Source organism: Arthrobacter sp. NPDC058130, assembly GCF_042884475.1.
Taxonomy (GTDB): domain Bacteria; phylum Actinomycetota; class Actinomycetes; order Actinomycetales; family Micrococcaceae; genus Arthrobacter.
On sequence record NZ_JBHVTV010000001.1, the window covers coordinates 110042 to 123965 of the forward strand.

11 protein-coding genes are annotated in these 13924 nt (G+C 66.5%); 6 read left to right on the top strand and 5 right to left on the bottom strand.

Going from position 1 to position 13924, the window contains the following annotated elements; genetic code table 11:
* The first annotated feature begins 125 nt into the window (after positions 1–125).
* Positions 126–1241, top strand: a complete 1116-nt coding sequence (locus ACFVTM_RS00560; RefSeq protein WP_390201377.1) for an ABC transporter permease — start codon at positions 126–128, stop codon at positions 1239–1241.
* A gap of 44 nt (positions 1242–1285) precedes the next feature.
* Positions 1286–2041, top strand: a complete 756-nt coding sequence (locus ACFVTM_RS00565; RefSeq protein ID WP_390201378.1) for an ABC transporter ATP-binding protein — start codon at positions 1286–1288, stop codon at positions 2039–2041.
* Here ACFVTM_RS00565 and ACFVTM_RS00570 read toward each other — a convergent pair.
* From ACFVTM_RS00570 to ACFVTM_RS00590, 5 genes are all read right to left on the bottom strand, one after another.
* Positions 2038–3486 (bottom strand): phytoene desaturase family protein, encoded by a 1449-nt coding sequence (locus ACFVTM_RS00570; RefSeq protein ID WP_390201379.1) that lies wholly within the window; start codon positions 3484–3486, stop codon positions 2038–2040. The genes ACFVTM_RS00565 and ACFVTM_RS00570 overlap by 4 nt on opposite strands.
* The gene (locus ACFVTM_RS00575; RefSeq protein WP_390201380.1) at positions 3483–4964 is read right to left on the bottom strand and encodes a glycosyltransferase family 87 protein; all 1482 of its coding nucleotides are present in this window, start codon (positions 4962–4964) and stop codon (positions 3483–3485) included. Before ACFVTM_RS00575 ends, ACFVTM_RS00570 begins: the two co-directional genes overlap by 4 nt.
* A gap of 259 nt (positions 4965–5223) precedes the next feature.
* Positions 5224–5358, bottom strand: a complete 135-nt coding sequence (locus tag ACFVTM_RS00580; RefSeq protein ID WP_390201381.1) for a hypothetical protein — start codon at positions 5356–5358, stop codon at positions 5224–5226.
* Positions 5359–6096: 738 nt separating this feature from the next.
* Positions 6097–6681 (bottom strand): histidine phosphatase family protein, encoded by a 585-nt coding sequence (locus ACFVTM_RS00585; RefSeq protein ID WP_390201382.1) that lies wholly within the window; start codon positions 6679–6681, stop codon positions 6097–6099.
* Positions 6682–8160 (bottom strand): CCA tRNA nucleotidyltransferase, encoded by a 1479-nt coding sequence (locus ACFVTM_RS00590; protein ID WP_390201383.1) that lies wholly within the window; start codon positions 8158–8160, stop codon positions 6682–6684.
* A 171-nt stretch (positions 8161–8331) separates the two neighbouring features.
* Between ACFVTM_RS00590 and ACFVTM_RS00595 the strand changes: the two genes are divergently transcribed.
* From ACFVTM_RS00595 to trxB, 4 genes are all read left to right on the top strand, one after another.
* Positions 8332–8880 carry an NUDIX hydrolase gene (locus tag ACFVTM_RS00595; RefSeq protein WP_390201384.1) on the top strand — a complete coding sequence of 183 codons (549 nt, stop codon included), beginning with the start codon at positions 8332–8334 and terminating at the stop codon, positions 8878–8880.
* Between the two features lie 62 nt (positions 8881–8942).
* Positions 8943–11000 carry a murein biosynthesis integral membrane protein MurJ gene (gene murJ / locus ACFVTM_RS00600; protein ID WP_390201386.1) on the top strand — a complete coding sequence of 686 codons (2058 nt, stop codon included), beginning with the start codon at positions 8943–8945 and terminating at the stop codon, positions 10998–11000.
* 171 nt (positions 11001–11171) lie between these two features.
* Positions 11172–12743 carry an ABC transporter substrate-binding protein gene (locus tag ACFVTM_RS00605; RefSeq protein ID WP_390201387.1) on the top strand — a complete coding sequence of 524 codons (1572 nt, stop codon included), beginning with the start codon at positions 11172–11174 and terminating at the stop codon, positions 12741–12743.
* Between the two features lie 210 nt (positions 12744–12953).
* Positions 12954–13910 (top strand): thioredoxin-disulfide reductase, encoded by a 957-nt coding sequence (gene trxB / locus ACFVTM_RS00610; RefSeq protein WP_390201388.1) that lies wholly within the window; start codon positions 12954–12956, stop codon positions 13908–13910.
* The last annotated feature ends 14 nt before the right edge of the window (positions 13911–13924 follow it).

The following is a 13924-nucleotide window of genomic DNA, read 5'->3' on the forward strand; positions in this document are numbered from 1 at the left end:
AACCTATTGGTTGACCGTTCGGACATCCGTCCGGCGGCGGCGGTCCAGCCGGTCGACCGATGCCTCAGAGCCTGGCAGGCGAAAGGCTTGAAGCCAGGCCACCAATGTCACGAAGAAGGACAACCATGTATCTCGCCATCCGCGATATCCGCTTCGCCAAAGGGCGCTTTGCCCTCATGGGAGCGGCCGTCGCCCTCATCACGCTGCTGCTCGTCATGCTCTCCGGGCTCACCGCCGGACTCGGCAACCAGTCGACGTCGGCCCTCGCCGCCCTCCCGGCCGACCAGCTGGTCTTCAGCGCGCCGGCCGGGAGCGCGCCCAAAGCTTCCTTCACTGAGTCCGAAGTCACGCGCGCCCAACAGGCCCAGTGGGCGGCACGCGAGGGCGTCGCCCGGGCCGATGCGCTGGGGATCAGCCAAAGCCGATTCCAGGCGCTGGGCGGCGGAGGCGTCCCGGCACGCACGGCAAGCGTTGCGGTCTTCGGCACTGAGCCCGGCACCGGGCTGGCTCCCGCCCCACTGTCCGAGGGAACGGTCGCAGTCGGGACGGGCCTCGCGGCGGACCTGGACCTCAGCGTTGGCAGCCGAGCCTCGGTTGGCGGTTCGGACCTGGTGGTGACGGCCATCGTTCCGGACCAGTGGTACTCGCACACCGGCGTTGTGTGGACCACCCTGGCCGACTGGCAGCAGCTGGCACACATCCCCGACGCCGGCGTTGCGACGGTGCTCGCCGTGAGTTTTGACGGCGGGAAGTTCGACGGCGACGCCGGCACCGGGGTCGATATCACAGCCGCCAACACCGCCGCGGGAACCGTCAGCACCACCGTCGAGGGATCCTTCCAGGCCCTCGGCTCCTACAAGAGCGAGAACGGCTCGCTGCTGCTCATGCAGGCGTTCCTGTACGGCATCTCAGCCCTCGTTATTGTCGCCTTCCTGACCGTCTGGACGGTCCAGCGCACCCGCGACATCGCCGTCCTCAAGGCCCTGGGCGGGTCTGCCCGCTACGTCCTGCGGGACGCCATGGCGCAGGCAGCCCTGGTCCTTGTGGCCGGCGCTGCGGCGGGCGGGCTGGCCGGCCTGGCCGGCGGAACCCTCGCCTCCCGGGCCGCGCCGTGCCTCCTGACCCCCGGGACAACGCTGCTTCCCATCGCCGGCATTGTGCTCCTGGGCGTGGCCGGCGCAGCCTTGGCGGTCCGCAGCGTCGCGCGCGTCGATCCGCTCATCGCCCTCGGCGGCAACTGATCGGCCCGCCTCCGGCATCCTACATTCCCCGAAAGGCATATCTCATGAACTCCGCACTGAACAAATCCGCCCGAAACCAGTCCGCCCCGCACCAGCCCGCCCTGAACCTCGTCAACGTCACGCTGGAGTACCCGGACGGAGAGGGCACCCTCAAGGCCCTGGACGACGTCAGCCTCAAGGTTCACCGGGGGGAGTTTGTGTCCCTCATCGGCCCCTCGGGGTCGGGAAAGTCCTCCCTGCTGGCCGTCGCCGCCACTCTCGTGCGGCCCTCGTCCGGTCTGGTGATGATCGACGGACAGGACGCGGGCGGGCTGTCCGATGCCGGCCGTACGGCACTGCGCCGTGACGAGATCGGCATCATTTTCCAGCAGCCGAACCTGCTGCCGTCCCTCACCGCCGTGGAACAGCTGGTGATGACCCAGCGCCTCCGCGGCGGGGCCGTCCGGGCCGCAGAGAAGCGCGCCGCGGAACTGCTGGACCTCGTGGGCCTGCGGCAGGTCCTGGCGAAGCGGCCGCACCAGCTGTCCGGCGGGCAGCGCCAGCGCGTCAACATTGCGCGGGCGCTGATGGCGAGCCCTGCCGTGCTGCTCGTGGACGAGCCGACGGCGGCCCTTGACCATGACCGCAGTGAGACGATCGTCCGGCTGCTGCGGCAGGTCACGGACGAGTTCCGCGCCGCTACCGTGATGGTCACGCACGACACCGATTTTGTCCCGTTCACTGATGCCGTGGCGGGCATGCGCGACGGACGGCTCTCGGCCACGGCTGCACCCGCCGCTGCAGCCCCGCGGCTGGGCTAGGTGGCGCCGATCCGGAGATCCGGGACGGCAAGGCCGAATATGTCCCGAAGGGCATATTTCGCGGCATGGAAGCCGGGCATCCCGGTGACACCGGGACCCGGCGGTGTGGACGACGAGCACAAGTACACGCCGGGCAGCGGCGTCCGCCACGGAACCGGGCTCAGTACGGGCCGCCGCAGCATGCCCCAAAGGTCCATGCGCCCGGCACCAAAGTCCCCGCCGACGTAGTTCTCACTGTAGGCCGCCAGCCCTGCGGCCGTGGTCACCTTGAATTCGACCACGACGTCCCGGAACCCTGGGGCGAAGCGCTCCAGCTGGGCGATGACAGCCTCGCCCATGTCCACAGTGGACCCCGCCGGAACGTGGCAGTACGTCCAAAGGATGTGCCGGCCGGCCGGAGCGCGGCCGGCGTCGAAGCGTGAGGGCTGCGAGAGGAGCACGTACGGCCGGTCAGGATGCCGTCCCGCGGCGACCAGCCGCTCCGCTTCGGCGGTCTCGGCCCGGGTGCCGCCCACATGGACGGTCCCGGCGTCGGCAAGGCCCCCTGCCGCCCACGGCACCGGACCGGAGAGGATGAAGTCGACCTTGCAGGCGGCGTTCCCGAAGCGGAAGGACTCCAGCATGTGCCGGTAGCGTGCCGGGAGCCTGGCCTCCGCCAAGTGGAGCAGCGCGGGAGGCGCCACGTCCAGCAGGGTGGCCCGGGCCGCCGGCAGTTCAGCGAGCGACGCGATCCGCCGGCCGGTCTCGATCACCCCGCCATGGGCCTCGATGTCGGCGGTCAACGCCCGGGCAATCGCGGCCGATCCGCCGCGCGGGATAGGCCAGCCGCCGGCGTGCCCCAGGGCGCCCAGCATCAGGCCGGCGCCGGCGGCGGTGACTGAGGGCAGCGGCGCCACGGCATGCGCGGCAACGCCGCTGAGCAGTGCGGGAGCCAGGTCCTGGCTGAACCTCGCGTTCCACAGCGGCGAGCCTTGTTCAAGGGTCCGGAGGCCGAAGGCGGCGGCCGCCGCCGGGTTCCCCGGAATCCGCAGCAGCTGGTTCAGGGTGAGGTCTGCGACGCCCTCGATCCGCCGGACGAGAGGTTCCATGAGCCGGCGGTAGGCGGCGCCGTCGCGCCCGAGTTCCGCGGCAGTGCGGTCCAGGGACCGGTAGGCCAGTGCCGCACGGCCGCCGTCGAGCGGGGATCCGTAGGAGAGATCCGGCACTTCCAGGGGGACGCGCCGGGACAGCTCGAACTGGCGGAAGAAGGGTGAGGCCAGCGCCATGGGGTGCACGGCCGAGCACACGTCGTGGAAGTGCCCCGGTTCCATCAGTTCTGCGGTGCGCAGCCCGCCGCCAACGGTGGCGGCCGCCTCGAACACGTGGACTTTGAGTCCCGCCCGCGCCATAGTCACCGCCGCGGCCAGCGCGTTGGGGCCGGAACCGACGACGGCGACATCGGTCATGCGCGGCGGTCCTCCGCCACAGCACTTCTACGCCACGGCCCAAGGGACGCCGCCGGCCGGCGGAGATCAATCCGCAGCCAGTCCGGGGCGCCGTCGAAGGGCCCGCCGTGCGGATCATCCACGCGGTTGCGGCGGATCACGTCGTAGGACGGATCCCAGATGTCCCAGGCCACGCGCGCCATCAGGTAGGCGGTGGCAAGCATATGGGCCACCACTGCCAGGACGTAGTAGGGCATATCGATGTTGTGCTGGGTGGAACCGCCGCTGGTCGCTTGCCCGAGGTACATCCAAATGGCACCCCAGTGCAGTGCCTCGATGGTCTGCCAAATGAGGAAGTCACGCCAGCGCGGCCGGGCGAGGGCGATCAGGGGGATCAGCCACAGCACAAACTGCGGCGAGTACACCTTGTTGGTCAGAATGAAGGCGGCCACGATCAGGAATGCCAACTGGGCGATCCTCGGCCGCCGGGGTGCCGTCAGCGCGAGGACACCAATCAGGATGCAGGCCAGGAGGAACAGGTCCAAGGCGAGGGAGTTGATGGCCTCGGCCTCAAGCGGGTTCCAGCCCAGCCGGCCAGCCACCAGATTGTAGGCGAACCAGGGTGAGCTGTAGCCCGCGGGCCGCTCCTGCGTGAACTGGTAGAAGTACTTCCAGCCGTCCGGATTCGCCGCGGCTACCGGGACGTTGACCGCCAGCCAGGCCGCCGTGGCGGCACCGGCAGTGATCAGCAGCGCCCGGATCCGCCCGCTCCGGAGCGCCAGCAGCAGGACGGCACCGAGGATCAACAGGGGGTAGAGCTTGGTGGCGGTACCCAGGCCGATGAAAATTCCGGCGAGGACAAGCTTGTTGCGCGAAAAGAAGTACATGCCAAGGGCCAGCAGGCACACGGCCCACATGTCCCAGTTGATGACGCCCGCAAGGACAATACCGGGGGCGAGGGCAACCATCGCCGCGTCCCAGGACCGCCGCCGGTACGTTCGTGCCGTGGCCAGCACGGTGACAATCCAGACGGCGGCGATCAGGGTGGCGTTCACGTCGAAGTAGCCCAGGACGCGGGGGTCCCCGGTGCCGGCGCCGGGCACCAGAAGTGCTGTGGCGCCCGCAATGAATCCCATCAACACGGGGTACTCAAAGAGAGTTCCCTGGGTGATGAAGGGGAACGCGCCATCACCGAGGCCGCGGTTACGGAACAGCTCCGGAAAGTCCGAGTAGCACGTGGCGTAGAACTGTCCGGGGGTTTCCCAGCCGTTGGTGCGGCAGAAATTCTTGAGGAGGATCCCGGCCAGGGCGGCGACGACTGTGAGGATCACCAGAACGCGCTCCACACTAAAGAACCCTGGCGAGACGATCCCGGGCGCGGAGCGCTGGCCCAGGGGACCGCCTATCAGTTCCGTGAAGTTTCGGAGAAAAGGGTCGCTGCGGCTCGGGATGACCAATCGAACCCGTTTGCGGTCCGCCGGCGGCTTTGTCTCCTGCATGATCTCGAGCTTACCGGCGCCATTGCCCGCGCTTAACAAACTGCGGACTTAACGACGGCAGGCTTGACCAACAGCAGGCTAAACAACGGCGGGCTTACCGACTGCGCGGCTTAAACAGGGGAGAGCCCGTGCGTCGCCGCACGGGCTCTCTGGGTTCCAGGGGCAGTCATGAGGTCTCCTTCGCTGTGGACAGTCCTGCCGGCACGGGAATCGTCCCTGCGCCGGTGGCTGAAGTGCCCATGTTTCAGCTCATCGGGGTTCAGCGAATCAGGCCGGCTTGGTGCATGGCGAGGAACGTGTCGTCGCGCTTTTCGTCCAGGAGCCGGCCGTTGAAGCGGGTTGACTCCCTGCGTGCGGACTTCCGGAACAGGACCGTATAGAGCTTGTTCAGCATGGTTGATACCTCCTCTCGGTGACTTGATCGGCGCGGATTGGTGGGATTAGTGGCGGGTGCGGCGGTGCGGCGGGTTGGAGCAGTAGTCACAGGGACCTTTCGTTGGTGGGGATAGCGGGCCGGTCCGGGATCGCCAGGAATGGCCGGGAGAAAGCAAACGGAGCCTTTTAGGCATGACAAATAGAGCCATAAATGCAATGAATTCGAACAACCGATTCCAGGCGCGACAATTAGGCGCGAAATTCCGTGGCTTTCATTAATCAGGAACTCCGGATGCGGAGAGATATTCGATGGCGAATGGCCCCTGGACGCGGTAGCGCCGAAGACCCCAACAAGAAGCTGGGTTCCGAACTATGGGGGAGTCTGCGCAACCGCGTGGTTCCGCCTGTTCAGGCTGCCGTTACCTGGCTTTCCGCGGGGGAAGCCAATTACCGCCGGTCCCGGGTTGAATTACCGGGACGGGAAGAAGGTCAGGAAACAGTCAGCCCAACATTTGGGCGCGGCTCAGCGAACGAGGCCGGGTTGGCGGTGGTGGAATGCATCCATCCGCTAGTCAAAGTAATCATCATCTTCCCAACCTCCTTTTCCGTTCTGCCGTGGCTCCGGCTGACGGGCCGGGCGACGCGCGCCGTGACCCCGGCAAGTCGCTCTGGGGTCAGAAATAAAAATACCCTATGAATGCGTCAGTTGCCTACCGAATTCACAAAATTTTTTTGGACTTTATTTTACAAACCGGATTTAGAGTCCCCAACGCACGATTGCCGGCGTCCTCTTGTCCCATCCCAGGGTGCAGACTTTTGCGGTTCCCAACACGAAATGCCTGCCCTCATGCGGGTCAAGTCCGAGCCATCGGGCGGTGAGGATGCGGGAGAAATGTCCGTGCGCGACGACCAGCACGTTGTCCAGGCCCGACTCCAGCACGCGGGCGACGATCTTGTCCGCCCGGGCGGCGACGTCGTCGAGCGCTTCACCGTTCGGCACGCCGTGCGTCCAGATCAGGTATTCGGGGTTGTCCTTGCGGATGAGGTCCGAGCTGATGCCCTCGTAGTCGCCGTAGTCCCATTCCACGGCCAGCGGCTCCAGCTGGGCGTCGGGGTAGCCGGCGAGTTCGGCGGTCCGGCGGGCGCGGCGCAGGGGCGAGGTCAGCACGAGGTCGAAGTCGACAGTCTCGAGCACCCTGCGCGCCTCCACAGCCTGCTGCTCGCCTTCCACCGTCAGGGGCAGATCGGTGAGACCGGTGTACTGCCCGCTCTTGGACCACTCTGTTTCACCGTGGCGCAGGATCCACAGTTGGGGTCGGGGGCCGTTGGCTGGTGCAATCACTTAGGACTCCTCTGTGGGGGAAGGCTCGACGCCGGCGGGCGCCGCCTCGGGCTGGGCCGCCCACCAGTCCCGCAGGCGGGATTCGGCGACGGCGGGATCGAGCGGACCGTGCTCCATGCGTTCTTCCAGCAGGAACTTGTAGGCGCGTCCGACGACGGGGCCGGGCTTGAGGCCCAGCATGGCCATGATCTGGCCACCGTCCAGGTCCGGGCGCACGGCGTCGAGGGATTCCTGCTCGCGCAGCGCCGCGATCCTTTCCTCGAGGTCGTCGTAGGCGAAGGACAGCCGGTCGGCCTTGCGCTGGTTCCTGGTGGTGACATCGGAGCGGGTGAGCCGGTGCAGGCGCTCAAGGAGCGGCCCGGCGTCCGTGATGTAGCGGCGGACCGCGGAATCGCTCCAGCCGGCCTCGCCGTAGCCGTAGAAGCGCATGTGCAGCTCCACAAGCCTGGCGACAGCCTTGATGGTGTCGTTGTCGAAGCGGAGCGCCTTCATGCGCTTGGCGGTCAGCTTCGCGCCCACCATGTCGTGGTGGCGGAAGCTCACCGCACCGCCGGGTTCGAAGCGGCGCGTGGCCGGCTTGCCGACGTCGTGCATGAGAGCGGCGAACCGCAACACAAAGTCCGGGCCGGGCACCGGGCCGTCCGCCGTGGTTTCCAGGGCGGCGGCCTGTTCCAGGACCTGGAGCGAGTGCTGGTAGACGTCTTTGTGGCGGTGGTGTTCATCGGATTCGAGCCGCAGGGCCGAGACTTCAGGCAGCACCAGATCCGCGAGCCCGGTGTCCACCAGCAGGTCCACGCCCGCGCGCGGATACGCGGCGCAAATGAGCTTGGTGAGTTCATCGCGCACGCGTTCGGCCGAGATGATGCTGATCCGTTCCGCCATCCTCACCATTGCTTCGCGGACGTCGGCATGCAGCGACACTCCGAGCTGGGCCGCGAACCTTGCCGCGCGCATCATGCGGAGGGGATCGTCAGAGAAAGACGTTTCCGGCGGGCCGGGCGTGTTGAGGATCGAGGCGTGCAGGTCGCGGACACCGCCGAATGGATCGACGAGCTCCAGCATGGGCAGCCGCAGCGCCATGGCGTTGATCGTGAAGTCTCGCCGGAGCAGGTCATCCGTGAGCGATGTTCCGAAGGCCACCACCGGCTTGCGGGATTCAGGATCGTAGGCGTCGGCACGGTACGTCGTGATTTCGATCTGGAAGCCGCCCTTGCGCATCCCGATGGTGCCGAAGGCCCGGCCGATTTCCCAGTAGTTGTCCGCCCATTTCTTGATCAGGGCAACCGTCTGGTCCGGATTGGCGTCGGTGGTGAAGTCGAGGTCGGGCGAGTTCCGGCCAAGGAAGAGGTCACGGACGGGGCCGCCCACGAGGGACAGTTCGTGGCCGGCGTCGACAAAGCGCTGCCCAAGCTCCAGAACCACCGGATCCACCTGGAAGGAAACGGTGTGGGAGTCAGTCTTGTGATGTGCGTGCGCCATAGTTACTTAAGCTTGTCAGAAAACCGCGCCAGCACCACACCGGAACCCGCCACGATCCGCCCGGTTCGTCACGATTGCCGACGAACCGCCGCGGTCCTACTTTCCCGGCCGTCCACTTTCCGGCCATGTTTAGGTCATCAACAGCGGGCAAGAGTCGTTAGAGTGGACATCATGGCCCATCCCGTACCGAGCGCTCCCGGCAGGAGGACAAACGCACCGTTGCCGTCGGCAATAGGTGCCAACGTCGCGCCCGTCCAGCACACGGGCCACGCTTCCCTCCCCACCGTCGAGGAAATCTCTGCCGGGGGCGTCGTGGTGGACATGTCCGATTCCGACCTGCGGGTAGCGATCATCGCCCGCCTCAATCGCGGCGGCCGCCTTGAGTGGTGCCTGCCGAAGGGACACCCGGAAGGCAAGGAAAGCAACGAAGAAGCTGCCGTCCGCGAAATCGCCGAGGAAACCGGGATCGAAGGCAAGATCCTTGCGCCCCTGGGAAGCATCGACTACTGGTTCACCGTGAGCGGCCACCGCGTCCACAAGACCGTGCACCACTACTTGTTGCGGGCCACGGGCGGGGAACTCACCATCGAAAATGATCCGGACAAGGAAGCCGTGGATGTCGCCTGGGTTCCCATCCAGGAGCTGGCCCGCAAGCTGTCCTTTCCGAATGAGCGCCGCATAGCGGACTTGGCCAGGGAAGTCCTCCCGGAAGACCGCTGAAGGCCGCCTGAGCGCCCCGTCACGGCCCCCGATAGCGACTTATGCCCCGCCCGGGTGAGACGATGAAGACGATGTCATCAGCCAAACCCGCCCCCGTCCCCTCCGGTCCCGCCGATTCCAAAGCTGTCCAGTCCGGAGAAGCCCGTTCCAGCGCCATCATGGCCGCCGGCACGCTCGTGTCGCGTTTCCTGGGCTTCGCCAAAACCTGGATGCTGGCGGCCGCCCTGGGCCTGGGCTCGACGGTCAACGACACATTCATCAACGCCAACAACCTCCCGAACCTGATCTTCCTGCTGGTGGCGGGCGGGGTGTTCAACGCCGTTCTGGTGCCGCAGATCATCAAGGCCAGCAAGGCGCCGGACAAGGGCGCGGACTACATCAGCCGGCTGCTGACGCTGGCGGTGCTGGTGCTGCTGGCGCTCACGCTGCTGGTCACGCTGATGGCGCCGTCGGTCATTCAACTGACCACCCAGGGCTACTCTCCCCAACAGAAGGCCCTCGCGGTGACGTTCGCCTTCTGGTGCCTTCCGCAGATTTTCTTCTACGGCCTGTATGCCCTGCTGACCCAGGTCCTGAACGCCCATGGAGCCTTTGGGCCAGCTATGTGGGCGCCGATCGTCAACAACATCGTGGCGATTGCCGGGCTGGGCATGTTCATCGCCATCATGGGCGCCAACGCCGTCAATCCCCACACGATCGACAACTGGGGGTCCACCCAGACCATCCTCGTGGCCGGGTTCTCCACGATCGGCGTCATCACCCAGACCGCTGTCCTGCTCATTCCCGTCTTCCGGCTCCGGTTGGGGCTGCGGCCGCGCTTCGGCTGGCGGGGTGTTGGCCTGGGCCACGCCGCCAAGCTGAGCGTCTGGACGCTGGCAACAGCCGCCGTCGGGCAGTTGGCTTTCCTTTATGTCATGCGCATCGCGACGATCCCCGGCGCTGAACGCCTCCGCCTGCAGGAGGCCGGGGACCCGGCAGCCAGCACCATGCCGGGCAACGCCGTGCTGGAGGTGGCCAGCCAGCTGTATCTGCTGCCGCACTCCATCATTGCCCTCTCCCTGGCCACCGTGCTGTTCAACCGGATGACCCGGGCGTCGCAGGAGGGAGACCGGGTTGCACTGCGCAACGCGCTCTCCCACGGGCTGCGGACCATGGCCGTGGCCACAGTCTTCGGCGCGCTGGCGCTGTTCGCACTGGCCGGACCGCTGGGCATGTTTTTCTCCGGCAACGTGCGCCAGGACGGCGTCATGCTGGCCCAAACCCTCACCATCCTGGCCCTCAGCACGCCCTTCATGAGCGCCAACTTCATGATGTCGCGGGTGTTCTACGCCAACGAGGACGCCCGGACGCCGTTCTTCATCCAGCTGGTGCTGGCCCTGGTCAACGTGGTGGCCGCGTTCGCCATCCAGTTCCTGGCGTTCGATCAGATCATCTTCGCGATCGCCATCCTCTACACCGGAGGCAATATCCTCTCCGTGATCGTCAGCGCGTTCTTCCTGCGCCGGCTCCTGGGCCACCTGGACGGACCACGCATCGCCAGCTCCTACATCCGCATGGGGTACGCGGCGCTGGGGTCCGCCTTGGCCGGGGCCGTGGCCCTGTGGCTGCTGGGCAGCTACAACCCGGACGGCTACGCCTGGAGCGACCGGATTGCCGCCTTCGTGACAATCGTCGTCGTCGGCCCGGTGATGCTGGCCGCCTACATCCTGCTGCTGAAGGTCTTCCGGGTGACCGAGCTGCAGGACCTCCTGCAGCCGCTGCTTGGCCGGCTCCGCCGCAGGGCCGCTGAGCCGGTTCCCGAGGACCGTGCCGGCGCACCGGAGGTGCGGCGGGTGCCGGAGCGGGCCACCATCTCGGTGGACACCGGACTGATTCCGCGAATTTCCGGTGGGTTCGACGCCGAGTCGTTCCGCGCCGGTCCCGACATCCGTGAAGAGGACTCGTTCGCCTACGGCCGTCCGGCCGGTCCGGAGGGCGGCTACCTGCCGGCCGAAGACCTGCCAAGCACCGCACAGGGCGGCTTGGGCCGGGGCGATGTCCCCTTGCCGGGACGGCGCACCTACCAGGGTCCGGCCGGCCACAACCCGTATTTCCCGTTTGGCCGGAAGAAGAAAAAATAAGCCCGGCTCCGTTTCGAACAGCCGTGCTCACGCGGCGCGGACAGAGCATCGGCTAGGATCGAAGACTAACAAGGGGAGTTGCAGACCAGCGGTCAACCGGCTTACCGGAGGGCACACGGTCTCTTGCAGAGTGACCACGTCGGCAGGTCCCGGACAGTCTAGGAGGAGCCCGTGTCCCACCCGATCGATGTCGGTTCAGTACTCGGTGGCCGCTACAAGGTCACTGCCACCGTGCTGACCTCACATGACGAGGATCTGGTGCTGGACGGTGTGGACCAGGTTCTCAACCGTCCCGTAAGCATCCTCGTCGCCGGGCCCGGCAATGCCGACCAGGTGGCCCAGAGCGCCCGTGAAGTGGCCACGGGCGAACGGCCGGGAAATGTGCAGATCCTCGACCTTGGCGTCAGCGATTCCACAACCTACCTGATCACGAACCACACTTCCGCGGCAGACCTGCTCGATCTTGTGGTGTCCTCCAACCCGCCGTACGTCGAACCGTTCTTCACCGACACCCTGGGCAGCGAGATCTTCGGACAGGCCCGCTCCCACGAACCCGAAACCTACGACGGTCTCTACGACGACGAGGAAGTCGACGCCGGGTACATCGACTACGGGAAGACCCAGCCCGCAGCCGGCCAGCAGCCCGTGTCCCCGACGGCGCCGCCCGCCGGAGTACCCTCCCGGCCCACGTCCGCACCGACGGCCGTAACGGGTGCGGCGGCAGCAGCAGGTGCCGCAGCCGGGGCCGCCAGGGCCCCCAAAGCGCCTACAACCGCGCCTCAAGAGACCGCGGCACACACAACGGCGCCGCAGCCCGTCCAGGAGGGCACAGCGCCCCGCCAGGCCGAGCCGGCAGCACCGCAGCCTGCGACAGCCGCGGCACCCAAGGTTTCCCTGTGGTCCGAGGACGACTACACCGGTGAGGACTACGCCGACGCCGATCAGCACGGTGGCGGAGACCGCCACGGAGGCGCAGCTGCCGCAGGACTGGCTGGAGCCGGTTACGCCGCAGCGGATCGGGCTCCGGGCCAATTCCCCGCGTCAGCCCGTGCCACGGTCGACGAGGACGAGTATGAGTACGAAGAGGAACCGCCCAAGGAGCCGCGTTCCATGCGCTGGCTGGTGGGCGGCCTGCTCGCCGCCGTCCTGGTGGTGGGACTCATCTTCGCCGTCACCAACCTTGGCAGCCTCTTCAAGAGCAGCTCTCAGACAACCGCCGCGTCCTCCGCGCAGTCCAGCGCGCCGGAACAGTCGACCGGGGAACCGTCGTCGACCGCCAGTGAGGCACCGGCCGCCGGGCCGCCCGTCATCGATGAAGTGACGCGACTGGGCAACTTCGACTTCGCCGGAAACTACGACTCCGACCTCGTCAAGACCTTTGACGGTAACGGCGCGAGCTACTGGTCGGACATGGAATTCGCCACGGACGACTGGGGTGGCCTCGCCTCCGAGGTTCCGCTGGTGGTCAAGCTGAAGGACCCCTCCAAGGTTTCCTCCGTCACCCTGAGCCAGCTGGGGGCCTCCGGCGGCAGCATCAGCGTCTTCACCAACGACAAGCCGTCCCTGGACGGCGCGAAGCAGATTGGCAGCAACAGCTTCACCTCGCCGGACCTGACCATGCCGCTGGCCGAACCGGTCAACGCGGAATACGTGATCGTGTCCATCAAGAAGCTTCCGAAGCTTGCCGCTCCCAAGACCCGCTACGGCTACGGCCTGCGCCTGGCCGAGATCAAGGTTCAATAGCGGACACAGTTCAGTAGCCGCCTGGCGCATTGGCGGACCCGTAACGCGGGTCCGTGTCCGGCTCCTGCGTGTACAAACCGGTACCCTGAGTAGTGGTGTTGCTCCGTGACGCCCATTTCCCACCCGGAATATTCAGTGCCCGGCAAGAGTTGTGCCATGTGGCCGGCCATGAAGGCGGCCGCATCGACAAAGGAAGAGGTTCACCGTTCAGTGAGCAACGCAGAAAACACTGCCTCCGAAGTACGTGATGTCATCATCGTCGGCTCCGGCCCGGCGGGCTACACCGCAGCGGTGTACACGGCTCGCGCGAACCTGAAGCCGCTGCTCCTGGCAGGCTCGGTCACCGCTGGCGGCGAACTGATGAACACCACGGATGTGGAGAACTACCCGGGGTTCCCCGACGGCATCATGGGGCCGGACCTCATGGAGAACTTCGAGAAGCAGGCCGCCCGCTTCGGCACGGAAATCCAGTTTGAGGATGTCACCGAGCTGGACCTCGACGGCGACGTCAAGACTGTCACCATCGGCACGGGAGAGACCTTCAAGGCCCGCTCCATCATCCTCTCCACCGGCTCGGCCTACCGTGAGCTCGGATTGCCGAACGAGAAGCGGCTGTCAGGACACGGCGTCAGCTGGTGTGCAACTTGCGACGGTTTCTTCTTCAAAGACCAGGACATCGCGGTGATCGGTGGCGGCGACTCGGCAATGGAAGAGGCGCTGTTCCTCACCAAGTTCGCCAGGTCCGTCACCGTGGTGCACCGCCGCGACACCCTTCGGGCTTCGAAGATCATGGCTGACCGCGCCCTGGCCCACGAGAAAATCAACTTCGTGTGGAACTCCGGCGTGGAAGACGTGCTGGGACAGGACAAAGTCACCGGATTGCGGTTGAAGAACCTCGTGAATGGCGAGGAGACTGAACTGGCCGTGACCGGTGTGTTCGTCGCAATCGGCAACGATCCCCGCACCGATCTGGTCAAGGGCAAGCTTGAGCTCACCCCAGAGGGAACCATCGCAGTGGACGGCCGCACCTCGAAAACCAGCGTCCAGGGTGTTTTCGCCGCCGGCGACGTCATTGATCCGACGTACCGCCAAGCCATCACCGCGTCGGGTTCCGGATGTGTAGCGGCTCTCGACGTCGAACACTACCTCGCAGATTTCCACGCCTAAACGGGCGCGCAACA

Coding starts and splice junctions, on each gene's coding strand:
- ACFVTM_RS00560 (WP_390201377.1), top strand. CDS start 126: ATGTATCTCGCCATCCGCGATATCCGCTTCGCCAAAGGGCGCTTTGCC.
- ACFVTM_RS00565 (WP_390201378.1), top strand. CDS start 1,286: ATGAACTCCGCACTGAACAAATCCGCCCGAAACCAGTCCGCCCCGCAC.
- ACFVTM_RS00570 (WP_390201379.1), bottom strand. CDS start 3,486: ATGACCGATGTCGCCGTCGTCGGTTCCGGCCCCAACGCGCTGGCCGCG.
- ACFVTM_RS00575 (WP_390201380.1), bottom strand. CDS start 4,964: ATGCAGGAGACAAAGCCGCCGGCGGACCGCAAACGGGTTCGATTGGTC.
- ACFVTM_RS00580 (WP_390201381.1), bottom strand. CDS start 5,358: ATGCTGAACAAGCTCTATACGGTCCTGTTCCGGAAGTCCGCACGCAGG.
- ACFVTM_RS00590 (WP_390201383.1), bottom strand. CDS start 8,160: ATGGCGCACGCACATCACAAGACTGACTCCCACACCGTTTCCTTCCAG.
- ACFVTM_RS00595 (WP_390201384.1), top strand. CDS start 8,332: ATGGCCCATCCCGTACCGAGCGCTCCCGGCAGGAGGACAAACGCACCG.
- murJ (WP_390201386.1), top strand. CDS start 8,943: ATGAAGACGATGTCATCAGCCAAACCCGCCCCCGTCCCCTCCGGTCCC.